General features: G+C 50.1%; 16 protein-coding genes. 12 read left to right on the top strand and 4 right to left on the bottom strand.

The genetic code is table 11. The features are described 5' to 3' along the window. Positions 1-70: 70 nt before the first annotated feature. The 7 genes from cyoE to ACMGDE_RS10270 are packed head-to-tail and all read left to right on the top strand — an operon-like array spanning position 71 to position 4,466. The gene (gene cyoE / locus ACMGDE_RS10300) at positions 71-973 is read left to right on the top strand and encodes a heme o synthase (protein WP_436833115.1); all 903 of its coding nucleotides are present in this window, start codon (positions 71-73) and stop codon (positions 971-973) included. 5 nt (positions 974-978) lie between these two features. Then, positions 979-1,560 carry a cytochrome c oxidase subunit 3 gene (locus ACMGDE_RS10295; protein ID WP_436832702.1) on the top strand — a complete coding sequence of 194 codons (582 nt, stop codon included), beginning with the start codon at positions 979-981 and terminating at the stop codon, positions 1,558-1,560. 9 nt (positions 1,561-1,569) lie between these two features. Next, the gene (locus tag ACMGDE_RS10290) at positions 1,570-2,298 is read left to right on the top strand and encodes a cytochrome c oxidase subunit 3 (RefSeq protein WP_436832701.1); all 729 of its coding nucleotides are present in this window, start codon (positions 1,570-1,572) and stop codon (positions 2,296-2,298) included. Positions 2,299-2,327: 29 nt separating this feature from the next. After that, entirely contained in the window at positions 2,328-2,705 is a 378-nt protein-coding gene (locus tag ACMGDE_RS10285) for a cytochrome C oxidase subunit IV family protein (RefSeq protein WP_436832700.1), read from the top strand. Next, positions 2,705-3,421, top strand: a complete 717-nt coding sequence (locus ACMGDE_RS10280) for an SCO family protein (protein ID WP_436832699.1) — start codon at positions 2,705-2,707, stop codon at positions 3,419-3,421. The genes ACMGDE_RS10285 and ACMGDE_RS10280 overlap by 1 nt, the downstream gene beginning before the upstream one ends. 33 nt (positions 3,422-3,454) lie before the next feature. After that, positions 3,455-3,991: a DUF420 domain-containing protein gene (locus tag ACMGDE_RS10275; protein ID WP_436832698.1), complete on the top strand. Its 537-nt coding sequence runs from the start codon at positions 3,455-3,457 to the stop codon at positions 3,989-3,991. A 19-nt stretch (positions 3,992-4,010) separates the two neighbouring features. Beyond that, positions 4,011-4,466: an ABC transporter ATPase gene (locus tag ACMGDE_RS10270; RefSeq protein WP_436832697.1), complete on the top strand. Its 456-nt coding sequence runs from the start codon at positions 4,011-4,013 to the stop codon at positions 4,464-4,466. A gap of 90 nt (positions 4,467-4,556) precedes the next feature. Here the strand turns inward: ACMGDE_RS10270 and mtgA are convergent, their stop codons facing one another. Next, positions 4,557-5,303 (bottom strand): monofunctional biosynthetic peptidoglycan transglycosylase, encoded by a 747-nt coding sequence (gene mtgA / locus ACMGDE_RS10265; RefSeq protein WP_436832696.1) that lies wholly within the window; start codon positions 5,301-5,303, stop codon positions 4,557-4,559. 74 nt (positions 5,304-5,377) lie between these two features. Here mtgA and mutS point away from each other — a divergent pair, with 74 nt between their 5' ends. Then, on the top strand, positions 5,378-7,984 hold the full coding sequence (mutS, locus tag ACMGDE_RS10260) for a DNA mismatch repair protein MutS (RefSeq protein ID WP_436832695.1): 2,607 nt from the start codon (positions 5,378-5,380) through the stop codon (positions 7,982-7,984). A gap of 99 nt (positions 7,985-8,083) precedes the next feature. On the opposite strand, the gene ACMGDE_RS10255 is transcribed toward mutS, so the two are convergent. Both ACMGDE_RS10255 and ACMGDE_RS10250 read right to left on the bottom strand, forming a co-directional pair. After that, on the bottom strand, positions 8,084-9,583 hold the full coding sequence (locus tag ACMGDE_RS10255) for a RagB/SusD family nutrient uptake outer membrane protein (protein WP_436832694.1): 1,500 nt from the start codon (positions 9,581-9,583) through the stop codon (positions 8,084-8,086). 12 nt (positions 9,584-9,595) lie between these two features. After that, positions 9,596-12,832, bottom strand: a complete 3,237-nt coding sequence (locus tag ACMGDE_RS10250) for a SusC/RagA family TonB-linked outer membrane protein (RefSeq protein WP_436832693.1) — start codon at positions 12,830-12,832, stop codon at positions 9,596-9,598. A gap of 496 nt (positions 12,833-13,328) precedes the next feature. Between ACMGDE_RS10250 and ACMGDE_RS10245 the strand changes: the two genes are divergently transcribed. The 4 genes from ACMGDE_RS10245 to ACMGDE_RS10230 all read left to right on the top strand — a co-directional run bounded on the left by ACMGDE_RS10245 (position 13,329) and on the right by ACMGDE_RS10230 (position 17,850). Continuing rightward, positions 13,329-13,820 (top strand): hypothetical protein, encoded by a 492-nt coding sequence (locus tag ACMGDE_RS10245; RefSeq protein ID WP_436832692.1) that lies wholly within the window; start codon positions 13,329-13,331, stop codon positions 13,818-13,820. 151 nt (positions 13,821-13,971) lie between these two features. After that, the gene (locus ACMGDE_RS10240; RefSeq protein ID WP_436832691.1) at positions 13,972-15,306 is read left to right on the top strand and encodes a dihydroorotase; all 1,335 of its coding nucleotides are present in this window, start codon (positions 13,972-13,974) and stop codon (positions 15,304-15,306) included. 16 nt (positions 15,307-15,322) lie between these two features. Continuing rightward, a complete protein-coding gene (locus ACMGDE_RS10235; protein ID WP_436832690.1) occupies positions 15,323-16,369 on the top strand; it encodes a S66 peptidase family protein in 1,047 nt (348 codons plus the stop codon). After that, complete coding sequence (locus ACMGDE_RS10230) at positions 16,366-17,850, top strand: M14 family zinc carboxypeptidase (RefSeq protein ID WP_436832689.1); 1,485 nt, start codon at positions 16,366-16,368, stop codon at positions 17,848-17,850. The genes ACMGDE_RS10235 and ACMGDE_RS10230 overlap by 4 nt, the downstream gene beginning before the upstream one ends. A 4-nt stretch (positions 17,851-17,854) precedes the next feature. On the opposite strand, the gene ACMGDE_RS10225 is transcribed toward ACMGDE_RS10230, so the two are convergent. Next, positions 17,855-19,360, bottom strand: coding sequence for a serine hydrolase domain-containing protein (locus ACMGDE_RS10225; protein WP_436832688.1), 1,506 nt, complete (start codon positions 19,358-19,360; stop codon positions 17,855-17,857). Positions 19,361-19,618 lie beyond the last annotated feature (258 nt).

Genomic DNA, 19,618 nt, shown 5'->3' with positions numbered 1-19,618 from the left:
TGATATACGGGTCAAGCAGATTGGCGGCGACGTAGCCATGCAGCGGCGAGGCAAAGGAGAAGTTGCGGCGATTATGCAGTTTGTGGGAGATCTCAAGCAGTTGGTGAAAATGCGGTTGACCATGACGGTGGTATTCTCCGCTTCCATTGCTTTTCTGATCGGCAGCAAACAGCAAGGGGATATCCAGTGGTTGAATTGGGTGATCCTGACGCTGGGCGGTTTCTTGGTTACCGGCTCGGCTAATGGGTTCAACGAAATTATTGAACGCGATCTGGATAAGCTGATGAAACGCACAGCAGACCGGCCTATTCCCGCTGGCCGGATGACGACGGGTCAGGCATTGGTGTTGAGCCTGCTGATGGGCATCGCAGGCACGTACACGCTGGTGACGCTCAATTTCATTGCCGGCTTGCTGTCAGTTTTTTCCATATTGCTTTATGCATTTGTGTATACGCCGCTGAAACGGAAGTCGCCTATCGCGGTATTCGTTGGGGCATTCCCGGGTGCACTCCCCCCGCTGATTGGCTATTATGCGGCGTTTAGTCAGGATGATCTGGCGGCGTTCAGCCAGCATAATGCCGAAGCGATTGTGATCATCCCACTGGTGCTGTTTGCCATCCAGTTTGTGTGGCAATTCCCCCATTTTTGGAGTATTGCCTGGGTGATCGACGAAGATTACAAAAGGGCCGGTTTTAGGCTGTTGCCGACGACCAAGCAGGATAGACTTTCGGCATTCATGGTGCTTTTTACAACGATGCTGATGCTGCCGGTAAGCTTACTGCCTTATTATTTCGGTTTTGGCGGTATCGTGGTTTCGCTGGCATCCGTTGCGGGTGCATTGCTCTTTAGCTGGTATGGGTTGAATCTCTTCCTGAAGCGCGATCTGGCTTCAGCGCGCAAGGTGATGTTTACCTCGTTTTTTTATTTGCCGTTAATCCAGCTGATATTACTATTTGATTTTAATGCCTTATGATGGCCATGGCGAGATATACGCAAAATAAGGAAGAGCTGACCCAGCAGAAGGCGAAGAAATTCAGTCTTTGGCTGGGAATGATCGGGATGTTCATGATGTTTGCGGCCCTTTCAAGCGGTTTCATTGTGTATTCAGCCAGCGGGGTGGATAAAGGTATCAAAACCTTATTGCCCGATGCATTCATCTATAGTACCTTGCTCATCGTACTGAGCAGTGTGACCATGCAACTGGCCTATGTCGCGGCGAAGAGGACCCTGTTTGCCCGGCAGCAGTTGTTATTGATGGTCACCATTTTATTGGGTATCAGCTTTTTTGCGATGCAAGTACATGCATGGGGCGTGTTGAGCGATAGGGGTGTGGTATTTGTAAACAGCAATGCCTCCCAGTCATTTATCTATGTATTTACCGGGATGCACCTGGCGCATATCCTGGCCGGTATCATCGTGTTGCTGCGCGCGTTATCGGGGCGCATCAGGCGTATTCCTCAGGTTGATAATGTCTTCCGGATGGATTTGGCCGCCCTGTTTTGGCATTTTCTGGGCTTTTTGTGGATTTATATTTATGTTTTTTTACTTTTGAATCAATAACACTGAACAATGAGTACAACTGTAACGGAATTGGATAAGGTAAAAACCGGACGCTGGAACGGTGGCAGGTCGCCTTTCAATGTGGAGTATGGCAAGATCATGATGTGGTTTTTTCTCACGTCAGATGCTTTTACGTTTTCCGCGTTCCTGATTTATTATGGCACGCAGCGTTTTGCCCACCTTACCTGGCCTGATCCGGACCTGGTATTCCAGTCCATTCCCGGAATTGCCGATCATGGGTATCCGTTGGTATTTGTGGGTATCATGACCTTTATTCTCATCATGAGTTCGGTGACGATGGTGCTTGCCGTGGAAGCGGGGCACCGCAATTCGAAGAAGGAAGTCGTGGGATGGATGATCGCTACCATTATCGGCGGCTTGATGTTCGTGGGTTGCCAGGCAATGGAATGGACACACCTCCATCATGAGGGTTTTTGGTGGGGCAGCATCCCTTCCCAAGAGGGGGTATCACCCGAAGTATCGCTCGCGCCTTTTTTCTCCAGGGAAATTTCCGAAGTTTCGGCGTTGCAATTTGCTAACCTCTTCTTTACCATCACGGGGTTTCACGGATTCCACGTTTCAATTGGGATATTGCTAAACATCATTGTGCTTGGCATGGTGTTGACCAATACCTTTGAGCGCCGGGGATCTTACCTCATGGTCGAAAAGGTGGGGCTTTACTGGCACTTTGTAGACTTGGTTTGGGTATTTGTATTTACATTCTTTTATCTCGTATAATCACTAATTAAACACAACATTATATCGCTATGGCTTCTCAACATCATGATCATACAGTGGCGCACGAGGAAGGACACCACGAGGGAATGACCAAGGGTAAGATCTGGCGGGTATTTTTCTACCTGCTGGCCATTACGGCATTGGAGTTTTTCATTGCGTTGGTTTTGGTGCATGGTGGCATCGTGCCTAAGGGGCTTGGTGTGAATATCGTTTATATCGCCCTCACCCTCCTCAAGGCATATTACATTGTCGCTTACTTCATGCACCTCAAGTTTGAGACGTTTGGACTCATCATGTCCATCACAGTGGTGTTTCTGTTTATTATCTATTTCATCGCGTTGATGCTGACAGAAGGGACCTATATGAAAGGGCATTTTAACCCATTCCCTTTTTGGCCTAACAGTTAATGGAAACCGTCGGGCGAAGGAGCGGTGGCGTAAAGAAAATTATCATCCTGGCAGCTATTTTAATCTTGCCGGGATTTTTATATTATCTGCTGGAAAAAAAGGGAGAGAATCGGTATAAAGCGCTACCGATTTACGGTGAGAAGGTCTTGACCGGTACGTTCAGTAGCCGAATGGGGGAGAAAGTACCAGATACCTTGTTTCACCAGATCGCACCGTTCACATTGACGAATCAGCAGGGCAAGGCGGTGGATGTATTGGCGAATGACACCACCATCGCGGTAGTCAATTTTTTTTACAGCCGCTGTCCGACCTTTTGCGCGCACATGAACGACGAGATGAACCGGGTAGCCGAGCGTTTCGCAAACAATGCGCTGGTCCGGTTCTATACCATTACGGTAGATACGGTCTATGATACGCCCGAGGTATTGCTGAACTATGCGGGGGCCTACCGGCCGGAAACCAAGAAGTGGGAGTTTCTAACCGCGGGCAGGGATGACGTATTCGATGTCGCGCGAGGGGGGTTTCTCGTGGATGCCATGCAGGACACCACCCGGGAGGCCAGCTTCATCCATAGTGCATCCCTGATGTTGGTCGATTCACAACGGCGCATCCGAGGGTATTATGATGTAAACCGCGCGAAGGAGGTGGACCGGCTGATCGATGAGGTCAAGCTATTACTGGTGGAGGAGATTCGGGAGAGGAGCCCGTATAAGTGATTTTAGATTTTTTGGATTTTAGATGGACGATTTATGGAACGGGCAATAGCGAATAGATATAACAAGTGGATCGTGGTCTTATCCATCGCGATTCCGGTGGTGGTAGCTATTTTATTTGGGGTAAACTTACGCGATTTGGGTTATGATGTAAAGCCGTTGACCTTTTTGCCACCCATCTATGCAACCATCAACGGCATTACAGCTGTATTGTTAGTGTGGGCGGTCATGGCTATCCGAAAGGGCAATCGCAAGCTGCATGAAACGCTGGTGAAGCTTTGTATCGGATGTTCGGTGGCGTTTTTGGCAATGTATGTGGCCTATCACATGACGTCTGACTCCACACCATATGGAGGCGAGGGGGCGATCCGTTATGTGTATTTCTTTATCCTGATCACGCACATTCTATTGTCCATCATCATCATTCCTTTTGTATTGGTCACCTACGTGCGGGGATTGTCCGGCAATTTCGCCAGGCACCGCAAGATTGCCAAAATCACCTTTCCGCTGTGGCTGTATGTGGCTGTAACGGGCGTGGTCGTGTACCTGATGATATCGCCCTACTACAACTAAAATCCGTATCTTTGTTCCCATGGAACGCATTTGGATCTATCAGGCCGACCGGCGGTTGGCCGATAAGGAAAAAGAATATGTGTTGGATAAGCTGAAGCAGTTCACCTCGCAGTGGAAGGCACATGGCAAGGCATTAGCAGCAAAGGCCGAAATCCGCTATGATCGATTTATCATCGTGATGGTGGATGACGCCGTGGCACCGCCTACCGGCTGCTCGATTGATAAATCCGTGCACCTTCTCAAGGAAATCGAGCACGAAACCGGGCTGCGCCTCTTTGACAGGATGCAGGTGGCCTATCGCGTCGGTGAGGAGATTAAGGCAGTATCCCGGGCTGCGTTTGAACAGCTGATGGCGACCGGGGAGGTGACTGACGATACCATTGTATTCAATAACCTCGTATCCTCATACGCCGAACTGGAAACCCACTGGGAGATCCCACTCCGAGACAGCTGGCACGCCAAAGTATTTATGTAGCGATTGGCGGTGTAATCTGGCCATTGTCTGATATCTCTTGTCTCCTGTCTCTTGTCTATAATCTCTTGTCTCTTGTCTATAGTGTCACAATCAAGGAATCCGGCTATACCTGATATACCGGGCAATCGTATTGGCTTTCCTGCTGATATAAGCAGTAGGCTTTGCGGGCGACCAGCGCCGTGGGTTGGGAAGCACCGCAATTAATAGTGCCGCTTGACGCCTGGTCAGGCTTTGAGCCGATTTTCCATAGTAATATTGCGTCGCTGCTTCTGCGCCGTACAGACCATCGCCGGTTTCAATGACATTGAGGTAGACTTCAAGAATCCTTTTTTTACTCCAGAACAATTCGATTAATAAGGTAAAATACGTTTCGAACCCTTTCCTTATCCAGGATCGTCGGGGCCAAAGGAATACATTCTTCGCGGTTTGCTGACTGATGGTGCTGCCGCCGCGCAATTTCGTGCCGTTCTGGTTGCGTCTGTACGCGTCGGCAATGGCCTCGCGGTCGAGCCCCCAATGATCCATGAATCGGGCGTCTTCACCCGCAATGGCTGCGCGCTTCAGGTTATCCGAAAGATCTTCATAATTCACCCATTGCTTGGTAATCTTCCATTCTTGTCCGTCGATTTTGCGCTCCAATCCCCGTTGCACCATCAACCAGGTGATGGGGGGATTGATAAAGATTAGCAGGATAACCCAACCGATGGTGATGGCAAAAAAATACACCACTATCCGCAAGGTCCATTTTAGATACACGTTCCTAACGGTAGGGATGAATTGTCTTATTCGTTCGATCGTTTTTTGAAATAGTTGCTTGACCGTCATCGTTTTCGTCATGCGAATATACAAATTGAAACTTGTCAAATCCCGTCAATAGTCCTATTTTTATGCCCACGCAAAGATAACCTACATTGGCAAAGGCAAAAAAAGAAACCCCATTGATGCAGCAGTACAATAGCATCAAGGTGAAATATCCTGGTGCGTTACTCCTATTCCGCGTGGGGGATTTTTATGAGACCTTCGGAGAAGATGCGGTGAAAGCTGCGGGCATTCTGGGCATTGTGCTGACCAAGCGCGGCAATGGGAGCGAGGCCGAGACGGCATTAGCGGGTTTTCCGCACCACTCGTTGGAAACGTATCTACCCAAATTGGTCCGTGCGGGACAGCGCGTAGCCATATGTGACCAGCTGGAAGATCCGAAGACCACCAAGACCATTGTCAAGCGTGGCGTCACCGAGTTGGTTACGCCGGGTGTATCCTACAGTGACAATATCCTCCAGCAGAAATCCAATAATTATCTTGCATCCATTTTTGCCGACAAAGGCCTAATGGGTATTGCGTTTCTCGATATTTCTACAGGCGAATTTTTAGTAGCACAAGGCGGGGCGGCATATATCGATAAGCTATTGCAGGGCTTCAAGCCCACGGAAGTCATCATGGGTAAGCGCCAATATAAGGCATTTGTGGATGAATTCGGTAGTAATTTCTACACTTATACGCTGGATGAGTGGCCCTACACCGGAGATTACGCAACGGAAACATTGCTCAAACATTTTCAGGTAAAGTCGCTGAAAGGCTTCGGCATAGACCGACTGCCGTTGGGGATCGTAGCTGCGGGCGTCGCATTGCACTACCTCAATGAGACGGAACACCGCAACCTGCAGCACATCTCCAAGATCTCGCGCATTGAGGAGGAGCGTTACATGTGGCTCGACCGTTTCACCGTTCGCAACCTGGAGCTGGTGGGTTCGGCCAATGAACATGCGGTGACACTCGCCGACGTATTGGATCAAACAGCCTCACCAATGGGTGCAAGGTTGCTCAAGCGCTGGATGGTAATGCCCCTGAAAGACCAGGGAGCCATCCGCGAACGGCTCGACGTGGTGGATTACCTATTTAGCCACCAAGCACTGCGGGAAGAATTGGCTGGGGAGATCAAGCAAATCGGTGATTTGGAACGCCATATCAGTAAAATCGGACTTCAAAAGGCCAACCCGCGGGAGGTCGTCCAGCTGCGGCGGGCATTGCAGGCGATCGAAAGACTGAAAACAAGCGTAGGCAGTGCCGGGGTCGACGCGCTAACGGCCATTGCCGAACAATTGGATCCGTGTGCCAGCATCAGCGAACGCATCGCGACACATATCAATCCGGAGCCGCCCGTGTCGGTAAACAAAGGCAATGTCATCGCCACCGGGGTGAGTGAGGAACTGGATAAACTGCGTAAGGTTGCTTACGGCGGCAAGGATTACCTGCTGGAAATCCAAAAGCGGGAATCCGAGGCCACCGGTATCCCCTCGCTGAAAATCGCCTTCAACAATGTCTTCGGCTATTACCTGGAAGTGACCAATGTCCATAAGGATAAAGTACCGACCGGCTGGGTGCGCAAGCAGACCTTGGTCAATGCCGAGCGCTACATCACCGAGGAGCTCAAGGAATACGAGGAGCAGATATTGGGCGCAGAAGAGAAAATCCAAGCTTTGGAAACCCAGTTATACGCCGCATTGGTAGAAGCGGTGGCGGCGTACATCAAACCGATCCAGCAGAATGCCCAGCTGATCGCACAGCTCGACGTGCTTGTTAATTTTGCCGTTATCTCCGAGAAAAATCATTACGTAAAACCCGAGATCAACGAGGGCAACACCATTGATATCAAAGGCGGGCGCCACCCCGTCATCGAGCAACGCCTGCCGACCGGCGAAGACTACATTACGAATGATGTCTTTTTGGATACCGAAACCCAGCAAGTCATCATCATCACTGGACCGAACATGGCGGGTAAGTCAGCCTTATTGCGCCAAACGGGCCTGATCGTGCTCATGGCACAGATGGGTTGTTTCGTGCCTGCCAAAGAGGCGCGGATCGGGTTGGTCGATAAGATTTTTACCCGTGTGGGCGCATCCGACAACCTGTCCTCGGGTGAATCGACGTTCATGGTAGAAATGAATGAGACGGCCAGCATCATGAACAACCTCTCCGAGCGCAGCCTCATTTTGCTCGATGAAATCGGACGCGGCACCAGCACCTATGATGGGATATCCATCGCTTGGGCAATTGCCGAGTTTTTGCATAATCACCCCACTGCCCGGGCCAAAACCCTCTTTGCCACCCATTACCACGAACTGAATGAACTGGCGACATCCTTCCCCAGGATTAAGAACTATAACGTGTCGGTGAAGGAAATCAATAACAGGGTAATTTTCCTTCGCAAGTTGGTGCCGGGAGGTAGTGAACACAGTTTCGGCATCCACGTGGCTAAACTGGCCGGTATGCCTCCCAAACTGCTGCAGCGAGCCAACGAGATCTTGAAGCGTCTGGAACAAGAGCGTACCGGTGGCGAACGTATCAAGGATAGCATTAAAAAAATCCAAAAGCAGGCTTATCAACTGCAAATGTTTTCAATAGATGATCCTGTTTTGGTAAAAATACGGGATATGCTCAATAATCTCGATGTCAATACGCTCACGCCTGTGGAAGCATTGATGAAACTGGATGAAATTCAGCGATTGTTGAAGAATTGAACCTACCTAGCAAATATTAATGGTTCGTATCGGTGTTTTAAAAGAATCCCCCTACCAAAATCAAATAAGGTAGGGGGACGCATGTATGAACTTTAACAATTACAATGGATTCTGTTGGACAATACCTTGTGAGTAATTGATTTCCTCCTGAGGAATGAGGAATACCCAATTCGAAGTGCCGGCGGGTTCTGTCATTTTCACCGCTAGGGTTACGTTGTGATTGGCGCCAGTCCGATCTAATGGCATATTCAGGCGTTTGAGATCGTAAAATCGAAACCCTTCGCCCCATAATTCGATTCGGCGCTGGGTCAGTATCTCATCGATGAGGGCTTGTCCAGCGTTGGCGGATCGTTCGTATTCGGTATCACGGGCGCTGGCGAGCTCATACAACACGTCCGCCGCATCGGCATCGCGGCCATCCATGTTGGCCAGGGCTTCGGCTTCGATGAGGTACATCTCTGCGGCACGCATGAATACAAGGTCACCATTGCTATTTGCCGGGTTATCAAGTAAGAACTTCCTGTTCATATAGGGTTCGCGGGCCCCGCCGTCAGCTAGGGGAAAATCAGGGTCTGCACCTGTCGGATCCCACAGCTGTTTGCGAATATCGGTTTCGGAGATCATCTCATATAGCTTGGAGTTGATGGCTTTGGGATTCCCACGAGTATTGGTGGAACTGTAATTCCCCAAGTAAGCGAAGAATGAATAGAAGTAGTTAGGTTGGTCTTCCCGGTGACGGACACCCCACATCCACTCTTCGTTAGTGAAATCAGAGAACCCGGCTGTATACTCGGTCCGGCTCATCAGAGGGTAGTCTTGCCTAGCTTCATGGGCAAACTCTGCCGCCAAGGCATAGTTTTGCTGGGTGAGATACACCCTTGCCTTTAGTCCCATGGCTACATCCTCATTCAAGTGCGAGATGTCAGGTCTTTCGATTCCGGCCGCTTCGTACAAGCTAATCGCTTGATCCAGATCAGCGTGGATCTGGGCATATACCTCCTCCACCGAACTACGGGAAACAGGCTCCGTAGGCTGCTCCAATACAATAGAAAGTCCCAATCCGGAATTGCTTCCTCCATTCACATAGCGTTCGCCAAAGAGCTGAATCATCTGGAAATAGGACCAAGCTCGGTAGGTTAGGGCCTGTGCCTTGAGGAAATTCTTATCTGCATCCGGCCCCACAGCACCGTCGACCTCGGTGAGAATGGCGTTGGCATTGCCAATCATCGCATAATAGAACCCATAGTTAAAGCGTAGCATGGCGGAGTTTACATCGCGATGTGCGAGCCATTTATATTCCGTGATGAACCAGCCGTTGGCTTGGCCGGTCATCACAAAATCCTCGCCTAGGGCATCCATGTAGATCATGTTGCCGCTTTGCCCTCCCTCGGCTTGGCGATACCATTGGCTATACATGTAACGGTGCATACCGTTAATGGCCGCATAAGCGTTGTCCGTCGTGGCAAATATGGTCTCCGGCGTTACTCGGGAGAGAGGCGTCACGTTCAGGAAATCCTCGTTGCAGGAGGTGAATGTCAACCCCAAACAGAGGGAGACACCGGTCAGTATTGTTGATTTTTTTAAATTAAAGATTTTCATGACAATTCCTTTTTATAAGCTCAAATTAATACCTACGTTCACCGTTTTCATAAAGTTATACGTGCCGGAACCCGCTGCACTGGTCAGATCGCTCATCGGGTTCATGCCTTTGCGGGCCGATACAAACCAAAGATTTTCAGCACTCACAAATAACCTCGCCCCTTTGATCCGGATACGTGAGGCTATACTGGCAGGCAGGCGGTAGCTTGCGTTGATGGAACTCAGGCTTAGGTAATCCGAGCGGGTCAAGAACCGATCCGATGCAGCTCCGTATTGAGATGTGCGGTTCAGGTCCATGCGAGGGATGTCTGTTTGGTCTCCGGGCTGCCGCCAGCCGTTCAAGAGATCCCGGTGCAGGTTGGCCCCATTGGATGGGCCGGGACTCATGAAACCACCATATTGACCATCTACAACCCAACCACCTACGCTGTACATGAGCACGAATCCAAAGTCGAAGTCCTTATAGGTAAAGCTATTGACCAAACTTCCATAGGCTTTTGGCAAGGCACTTTTGCCGATGTAGTCGAGCCTGGCGGCACTGTGATTATATGTCACCGTATCTACACGGCCATCTCCATGGTCAATTAGTTTCATGTCGGCATTATCAGGGTTATATTCGGTGACGCCTAAATACATCACTTGCCCATTTTCCGGGTCTACACCGTAGAACTTCCGGGTATAGTAGTCATACCGAGACTTTCCGGCCTTCCATTGGTAGTTTCCAGTGATATATGTCAGCATTTCCTCCGGCATTTCCAAGATCTTGTTGCTAACGGTGCTAATGTTAAACGTCATGTTCCAGTTGAAGTCAGACCTGCGGATGAGGTTGCCGGTCAGTGAAAACTCAAATCCACGGTTGTACATTGAGCCGACATTTTGGTCAATCTCAAAGTTCCCATCAGTTTCACCACCATAGTGATAGGGCAGATTCAGGGACAGCAGCAATTCGTCGCTTTTCCGGTCGTAAAATTCTGCCGTACCAGACAAGCGTCCCTTGAAGAGGCTGAAGTCGATACCGATATCCAGCGGAATTTGGCGCTCCCATTTCAGGTCGGGGCTCGCGAGCATGGAAATAGCGGTACCAGCGGCGCCAGCGTTGTTGCGGAATTCATAGCCTCCCTGGAACGGATAGTTATTACCCAGATCCGTATTGCCCAGGACACCGTACGAAGCCCGCAGTTTTAAAAGATTCACCCATTCCACATCGAAGAAGGGTTCATTTTCAATGCGCCATGCGCCGCCTACTGACCAGAAATTGGCCCACCGGTTAGCTGGTGGGAGCTTGGACAACCCGTCCCGGCGGATCATCCCGCTCAGGTAGTATCGGCCTTTATAATCGTAGTTTACTCGGCCGAAGTATCCTTCAATGCGGTACTCATCCAAGTCCGAAGAGAGCGAATTGATATCAATGAAGTTGGAAAACGTGAGGAAGCCTTCAAACCCTTGGCCCTGCCGCATACCAGAAATACCGTCTTCAATGAATTTCACGCTTTCATGCCCCAAGGTAGCATTGACGTTGTGATCGCCATTAAAGGTCTTATTGATATTCGCTAATTGGTTGAAGGTAATCCGGCGGCTCTTTTCCCACTCCTGATTGTAACGTCCTGCGGGAGCCCCATCTCCCACGATGGTATTTTCATACCCTTCGTCCCGAACGTTGTAGATATCTGCTGTCAGGTTGCTGGTCAACGTAAGCCAGGGTAGTATATTGAGGTCAATGTAGGTTCTTGCCCCAATATAGTCCCTCGTCGAGCGATCGATATTCCATAGGTTTTCGGCGATGGCGTGGCGCCCGCCGTTATAGGGGCGGGTGAGACCAAATTCACCAGCGAGGTTGCCGATGTCGTACCGTCTATCACCGAACTCGTCCAGTACATACTCCCCGGTTACCGGATCATGTACATGTACCGGATAGATGGGGCCAATACCCCGTGAGAAGGAAAAGGGGTTGACGATACCACCGCCGGTGGCGGGGCTGTTCGACCTATTTTGGTTTGCGTTTAAGTTCAACCCAGTCTTCAGGTAGGTGGTCAATTGAGAATTGACGTTCAACCGGGCGGCAAAACGATCGAATTCCGAACGTAGACCCCATCCCGTTTCATCCAAGTAATTCAGGGAACCATATATATCTGTTTTGCCAAAACCACTGGAATAACTCATCGTATATTCATTGCGTTTACCTGTTCTGGCCGCTTGATCAATCCAGCTGAGGTCATCGGGATACAGTAGTTGAGCATTGGGGTTGAGCCTGCCATCCGGGCCGATTAACTGGTCGTTAGGAACATTATATGCGTTATAATTACCCAAAAACTGCACGATATCATCATAGTCTTCGCCATCATAAGTCATAGTGCCGTCAGCATTTCTGGGTAAAGTGCCAGATGAAATTTGGCTGGCAATATCCAAGGGGACGTTTGCTTCGCCAAAATGCAAGCTGTTTCTGTATGCCTCCCACATCAGTTCGTAATATTCTCCGGCATTTACCGTATTGTATGCAGGTACGCCATTGGTATTGGCACCGAACTGAGCCTTAAAATCCAGACTGGTTTTGCCAGTGGATCCTTTTTTGGTAGTCACCATGACCACCCCGTTGGCTCCCCGTGAGCCATACATAGCGATGGTGGCGGCGTCTTTCAATACGGTTATCGACGCTACGTCGTCCGGATTGATGTTAGACCAACCGTCTTCGCCATATTCCACACCATCTACCACATACAATGCAGAACTGCCGGCGTTGAGGGTACCGACTCCACGGATGGTGATGCCCGGCGAGGAGCCCGGAACCCCGCTTGGTGCGGTAGTCTGTACACCCGGCCCCGCGCCCTGCAGTGCAACCAAGGGGTTGGATAAGGGGCGCTTATCCAAGCTCTTGGCATCGACAGTCAACGCCGACCCAGTGAAGTCAGACCGGCGTACCGTTCCGTATGCCACTACCACTACTTCATCCAGTTCTTCCTGAAATACTTCCAGCACAAGGTTTAATGTCTGAGAAGTGCCCACCTGAACGGTGCGATCTGTGAATCCAACAGCGTGAAAAACTAAATAATCAGCGTTGGATGCGCTGATTACAAAGTCACCATTGTCATCGGTCTGCGTGACACGACTGGTACCCTGAACGGTCACCAATGTGCCGCTAAGGGGCGATCCGTCGGCGGACGCGGTTACGCGGCCACGGATACTCCTTTCTTGAGCATAGGCTGATCCAATCAGCAGTAACCCGAGTAGGAAACAGAGTAGTTTTTGTTTCATTTGTTAAAGTTTAATTGATTGTTTGATAAAGGATGTTGTATTGAGTATAGAAAACTGCATATTAATATGTGCAAAAATCATGATATGATGCATGTTATCAATAATATGATTGGTTACTTAGTTTATGTGATACAATTTGTGTTTTTATTGGTATAAATTCTAACTTTTTTGTTTCATTTTAATTGACATATTAAATAGTAATCCAAGTTTATGTTTCAAATTTATGAATGTTTTGTTTTTTATAACATTGTAAGTGTAAACTAACGATTTTGTTACTAAAAAATAATATTTTTTGATTAAATTTTTATTTTTAGCGCGATTTATTGCATTTTTAATTTCCCGTGGATTGCCCGATGCCAACGTCTATGGCATTTTCGAGCATGCAAGCCGTTTACAGCAGGAATGTTACTTTTAGGTCTTCGCCACCCATTAAACTCTGGCATGATTTCAGTAGTCATACCAACAAAATTGATATTGAACATTAAAAACTAGCGCCATGAAAAAGTTGTTAATTTATATCGTCGCCTTAGTAGTCGGTTCAATGACCCTCAATGAGGTAAATGCACAGGGTCGGGGAAGGGGACATGGAGACAAACATCGGAAAGAATACACCAAATCCCGTCACCAAGGCCATAAGGCGGCACATTATGGGCGGGACAGGAATCAGCCTCATCGGGAGTACCGCCGGGAATCGTATAACTCCCATCGCGAATATTACCGGGAACGCGACAATGCCTACAGGGGGTATATCAAACGGCACAATAAACGCTACCGCGACCATGACAGGTGGTACTACGACCAGCGCTTCTACCGCCGTTCGGAATATGTTTACTTCCCCGCATACCGGACGTATTATGATCCGTACCGCAGGGGGTACATATACCGGCGCAATAATGCATGGGTATTCGCCCCGACAATGCCGTCTGTGATGGTTGGGCTCAACCTTGGCTCGGTAAATGTACAATTCATGGCAAACCTGCCTTTGTAATATGGATTAGGAAAGAATGGGTTGGCAGGTTCCATTCACATCGGAGGGCATATGCCCTCCGATGTTTTTTTGGAGACATCCATAGTTGGAGATATACCTGCTTTATGTACCTTTGTTTGTAAGAACAATTTAACGATACGTAAGATATCCTATGCCAACTACCCTCATCAAGTCAGCCATTATCGTCAATGAAGACGTTCAGTTGGTTGCGGATGTATACCTGAATAATGGGGTCATTGAGCAGATCGCTCCTCAGATTGCTAAACCAGCAGATCGTGAAATCGACGCTGAAGGGTTGCACTTGATGCCCGGATTGATAGACGATCAAGTGCATTTCCGTGAACCCGGCCTGACGCATAAAGCCGATATTTGGCATGAAAGCCGTGCCGCAGTGGCCGGCGGGACAACCTCCTTCATGGAAATGCCCAATACCGTGCCCAACACGCTTACGCAACAGTTGCTTCAAGACAAGTTTGATATTGCGGCCAAGCAGTCGTTGGCCAACTATTCATTCTACATGGGTGCAGCCAATGACAACCTCGATGAAGTGCTGCGCACCAATCCGAGTGAGGTATGTGGTATCAAAGTATTCATGGGGTCCTCTACCGGCAATATGCTGGTAGACGATGAAAACACCTTGGAGGGTATATTTGCCAATGCGCCCATGCTGATTGCTGTGCATTGCGAAGATGAAGTAACCATTAGGCAAAATCTGGCACGATATAAGGCCATGCATGGTGATGACTTGACTGCCGATATGCATCCGCTGATCCGTTCGGCAGAAGCGTGTTATATCTCGTCTTCGCGAGCGGTGGCATTAGCCAAGAAATACGATTCACGCTTGCATGTCTTGCATATCTCCACCACCAAGGAAACCGATCTGTTTGCCCCGGATATACCCCTTGCCGCAAAACGGATTACCGCTGAAGCCTGCATTCACCACTTGTGGTTCAGCGATGCCGATTATGCCGAAAAAGGCAATTTCATCAAATGGAATCCGGCAGTGAAAACTGCGGAAGACCGTGCTGGAATACTCCAAGCCGTGCTGGATGGTCGGATAGACGTGATCGCCACGGACCATGCCCCGCATACGTTTGCTGAAAAATCACAGGCTTATTTGCAGGCACCATCGGGCGGTCCGCTGGTGCAACACGCCTTGCAGGCGCTGCTGGACATGTACCATGCCGGGAAGCTGACGCTGGAACAGTTGGTGCAAAAGACCGCGCATAATACAGCCACCTGCTTTCAGATCGATAAACGCGGTTTTATCCGCGAAGGCTACTGGGCAGATCTGGTACTGGTCGATCTGAACAAGCCCTACACCGTTAAGAGCGATAACATCCTATCCAAGTGCGGCTGGTCGCCTTTTGAAGGGCATACCTTCCAATCGACCATTACGCATACCTTTGTGTCAGGCAATTTGGTATACGAAGGCGGGAAGCTGCTCGAGCATAGCAGCGGACAGCGGCTGTTATTTAACCGATAAAATCTGCATGAGTTACATGGATAAACGAACATTTATCAAAACGTTGGGTGTGGGAATGGCCTCGCTGCCCCTGACGAGTACCGCTCCAAATGCCGTATCCCGACGCTTACCGACCATTTTCCCGCCCTTGGTCCGCAGGGGAGACACCGTGGGGATCATCACGCCCTCATCTGCGTTGGTAGATGACAAGGGGTACGCCATCGCTGACGAAAATTTCATGCGGCTGGGGCTTCGTGTCAAATGGGGGGCGAATGTGGGCAAAAAATATGGTTTTCTGGCAGGAACGAATGAGGAGCGCTTAGCCGACTTGCATGATATGTTTAGCGATCCGACTGTGAAGGCGATTGTATGCCTACGGGGTGGTTCGGGCGCTGCGCGGTTATTGGATAAGTTGGATTATGGATTGATCGCCCGGAATCCCAAGATTTTCCTGGGATATAGCGACATTACCGCTTTCCACCAGGCCATCTATACGCAAACAGGGCTAATCACGTTCCATGGCGCGGTGGCCAACAGCCCTTGGACGCCGATGGTCACCAGCCAATTTGAGCAGCTGTTTTTCAACGGACAATCACCGGACTATGCCCTGCTGAAACGGGGAGGCAGCGCCACCACGCATATAAGCGATGTGGTGCGAACCATCACGCCCGGCGTGGCCGAAGGTCGGCTACTCGGTGGAAATCTGACGGTGCTTACCGGCATCGCAGGCTCTAAATATTTTCCTGATTTTGAAGACAGCATCCTGTTTGTAGAAGACATCGGAGAAGAACCGTATCGCATTGATCGCATGTTCAGTCAGCTGGCGTTGTCCGGCGCACTGGGCAAGATCAATGGATTCATTTTTGGCAAGTGTACCGACTGTGGAGCAGAAAGCCCGGCTAATTCGTTGACATTGGAACAGATATTGGGCGATTACATTGCACCATTGGGTATACCGGCTTACCAGGGTGCGTTGATTGGGCATATCGACGAACAGTTTATCCTGCCCGTCGGCGGACGGGTGCGCATGGATGCCGGAAGCGGAAGCATTACGCTATTGGAAAATATATTCTCAAAAGCATGAAGCAGTTTTTTTACGTGATTGCCTCCATCCTGGTTTCGGCTGCCTGCCAAGGTACCGGATGGGATGGCGATGCCTACGTGCCGGATACGGCGATGTTGGCCAAGGCCTTTGAAACCTATCGCGAACCGACTATTGTGCACCGGCGTTTCAAACATGCCGACATCGAACCGCTTATCCTCAAACGTAAAGGGGGGAGTACGTTCGAGGTGACCCAATTGGGCCTTTCGGTACTGAAGAAACCCATTTACCAATTGAAATATGGTACGGGAGCCAAGAAAGTGATGCTTTGGTCGCAGATGCACGGCAACGAACCGACCGCTACCATGGCCCTGATGGACCTTTTCAATTTTTTGGAGGCCCAGGGAGACGGCATGGACAGCATACGCAACCTATTGAAAACGCAGACAAGCCTTTACTTCATCCCCATGCTTAACCCCGATGGGGCCGATGTTTATACCCGCCGCAATGCCATGGATGTCGATTTGAACCGTGACGCGCGGGTCGGTGCCACGGTAGAAGGGCGCCTACTGATTGATGCGGCGAAGACGGTGCAACCTCAGTATGGCTTCAACCTGCACGATATGAACATCTATTACAATGTGCCGGGCACATCCAATCCGGTGACTATCGCCCTGCTGGCCCCCGCATATAATGCCGAGCGGGATATCAACGATGTGCGTGGCAATGCCATGAAGATTGCCGCGGGGATGAACCGTATCCTGCAGGGGTATGTGCCCGATGGCGTGGCCAAATACGATGACACCTACTCGCCAAGGGCGTTCGGCGACAATTTCCAAAGCTGGGGAGCAAGTACCGTACTGATCGAAGCAGGTGGGTACAAAGGCGATCCGGAAAAGCAATTTATCCGCAAGCTCAATTTTATCATCATCCTGAATTCGCTGATTGAGATTGCTCAGGGCAGTTATGCCCAATACGACATTGCCGAGTATGAGGCGATACCCTTCAGCGAATCCAATTTGTCCGACCTCGTATTGCGAAACGTTGCGGTATCCCGAGATTCGCTGGATTATCAAGTGGATCTCACGATCGTGCGAAACGAACAAACGGTAGACACCAGCTATTATGTGGAGGGGCGTATTGCCGATGTGGGTGACCTTCGGGAGGCCAATGGCTATGATGAATTGGACGCCGTAGGGCTGCACTTCCTGCCGGGCAAGATTTATCCCCAACCCATTCAGCGCCTGGAAGACTTATCTATGGAGCAGGCGATGGACCTGTTGCGACAAGGTTATTTTGCCGTGCGCCTCGCGCAGGAACCTGCGGACGGGACGCAGGGGCTTCATGGCATCCCATTGGTCGTTTTCGTAGAAAGTGAACCGCAAGCGGGGTCGCCCCATCTGGGCACGGCGGCCAACTTCTTCCTGGCCAAGGATGGCAAACCGGTCTATGCAGTGATCAATGGGTATCTCATTGACCTTTCAGCTCCGCCACGGGAAGCGTTAAAGAATAATATTCAGTGACTGGTCACTGATCACCGATCACTATCCGGATGGATAACTCCTGGATGCGCGGTATGCGTTCGGGACTTAGGGTAAAATAGACGGCAATGTCGTGGTGTTCGCATTCGATGACAAACGTCCCGCGCAGGTTGTTCTGCGCGACGATCTCGTTCACCTTGAGTACCTTGCCGGCTTTAGCGAAGATCGCTTTGCTCTCCGCACGGAGCATATCAATATAATTGTCCAGAAAGAAATTGACCGCGAAGCTGTCGCTGTTTTCAGCGCCCTCCCAATCGGGTAGTAAGCGCATCAGGTCTGCTTGCCGCTGTTTAAGAATGGCGCTTACCGCCACCTCACGCGGTGCAAGGCCAGACTGATCGATGAGGTGTTTGACCACCTGCATGTTCACGGAGGTTGCCGGCGCATAGGTGACATTGCTGAAGCAAATGACACCCAACCCATAGTCGGGCAGAATCAACCAATTGCTGCCAAATCCGGGTAGACCGCCGCTGTGACCTACCGTGGTGATGTCGGCACAGTCATGTGTCCACCGGAGGGCATATCCATATGCGGAGGTTGTTGGGCAGCCATTTCCATCTGTTAGGGTGTTGAACGTCCACGGCTGCTGCATCTCCCGTAGCGATGAACGCTTGAGCGGACCACCATCTTCCTCGTCACGGGCCGGCGAGGCATCGAGGAAGAGCTCCGCGTATCTGGCGAAATCCTCCAGCGAACTCATCAGTCCGCCCATGGCGCCATAGGCCCCGTCATGCAGCATCGGTTGCGCCACCCATTGGTCATTTACCCACCGATAGCCTTTGGCCAATACGCTATCCGCTACTTCGGTATACTCCCAATAGGTGTTATTCATTCCTAAGGGTTGCAGGAGGTTGGTATTGATATAGGTGTCATAGCGCTGGCCGGATACCCGCTTGATCACCTCGCCCAACAGTGCGTAGCCGGTGTTGCTGTATTCATAGGCGATTCCTGGAGCATTCGAAAATGTAAATCCGTCTTGGATAAGCGTCATGAACTCCTCGTCGCTGATTTCCAGTTGGCGATCGCCCCAAGGATTGTCTTCGGGGAATCCGGCTGAATGCGTCAGCAAATGCCTGATGGTGATCGGCGGGGCATCGGTGGTGAGCGGGCGTTGATGCTCCAGCTCGGGAATGTATTGGACAACCGGATCATCCAATCGCAAGAGTCCGCTATCACGCAACTGCAAGATGGCCGCCGCCACAAAACTCTTGGTCATCGATGCGATACGGAAGACGGATTGAGGTGTCACGGGAAGCGCTTGTTCGATATCAGTGTAGCCAAGCGTACCCATGTGAATGAGGTCGCCGCCGTAGACGATCGCATATGCCAGTCCGGGGGAGTGGTATTTCGAAGCAAAGGCCTGGTAGATGCTGTCAATAGCGGGTAGGGCGTTTTTGACGCGACCAGGTACATCAGTTGGCTGTGCATAGGTAACGCTATACATAAAAAATAAGGCTGGCAGCCAACCGCAGGATTTATGGATGTTGCTCATGATGATCGAATGTCAGCCAAAGATACTTATTACATTGAGGTAATGATGCCGTTTCAGTACCGAAAAAGTAACATCCTTCGCGGCATAGCGCGGATGAATGCAAGAGAAACGTCATTTTAGTATAACGGTTGAATAGCGCTTAAATCGCTAAATTGTAATTATCGAGGCCTATTGATTTTCTTATTATACTAATATCGCCGGGTTTTTCGGTAACTTTATGCCAGGATTAGGCCATTATGGTTAGCTTGGCTGCCGTTA

The organism is Parapedobacter brassicae (assembly GCF_051400755.1).
Taxonomy (GTDB): Bacteria; Bacteroidota; Bacteroidia; order Sphingobacteriales; family Sphingobacteriaceae; genus Parapedobacter.
This window is presented reverse-complemented; position numbering and strand designations above follow the sequence as displayed.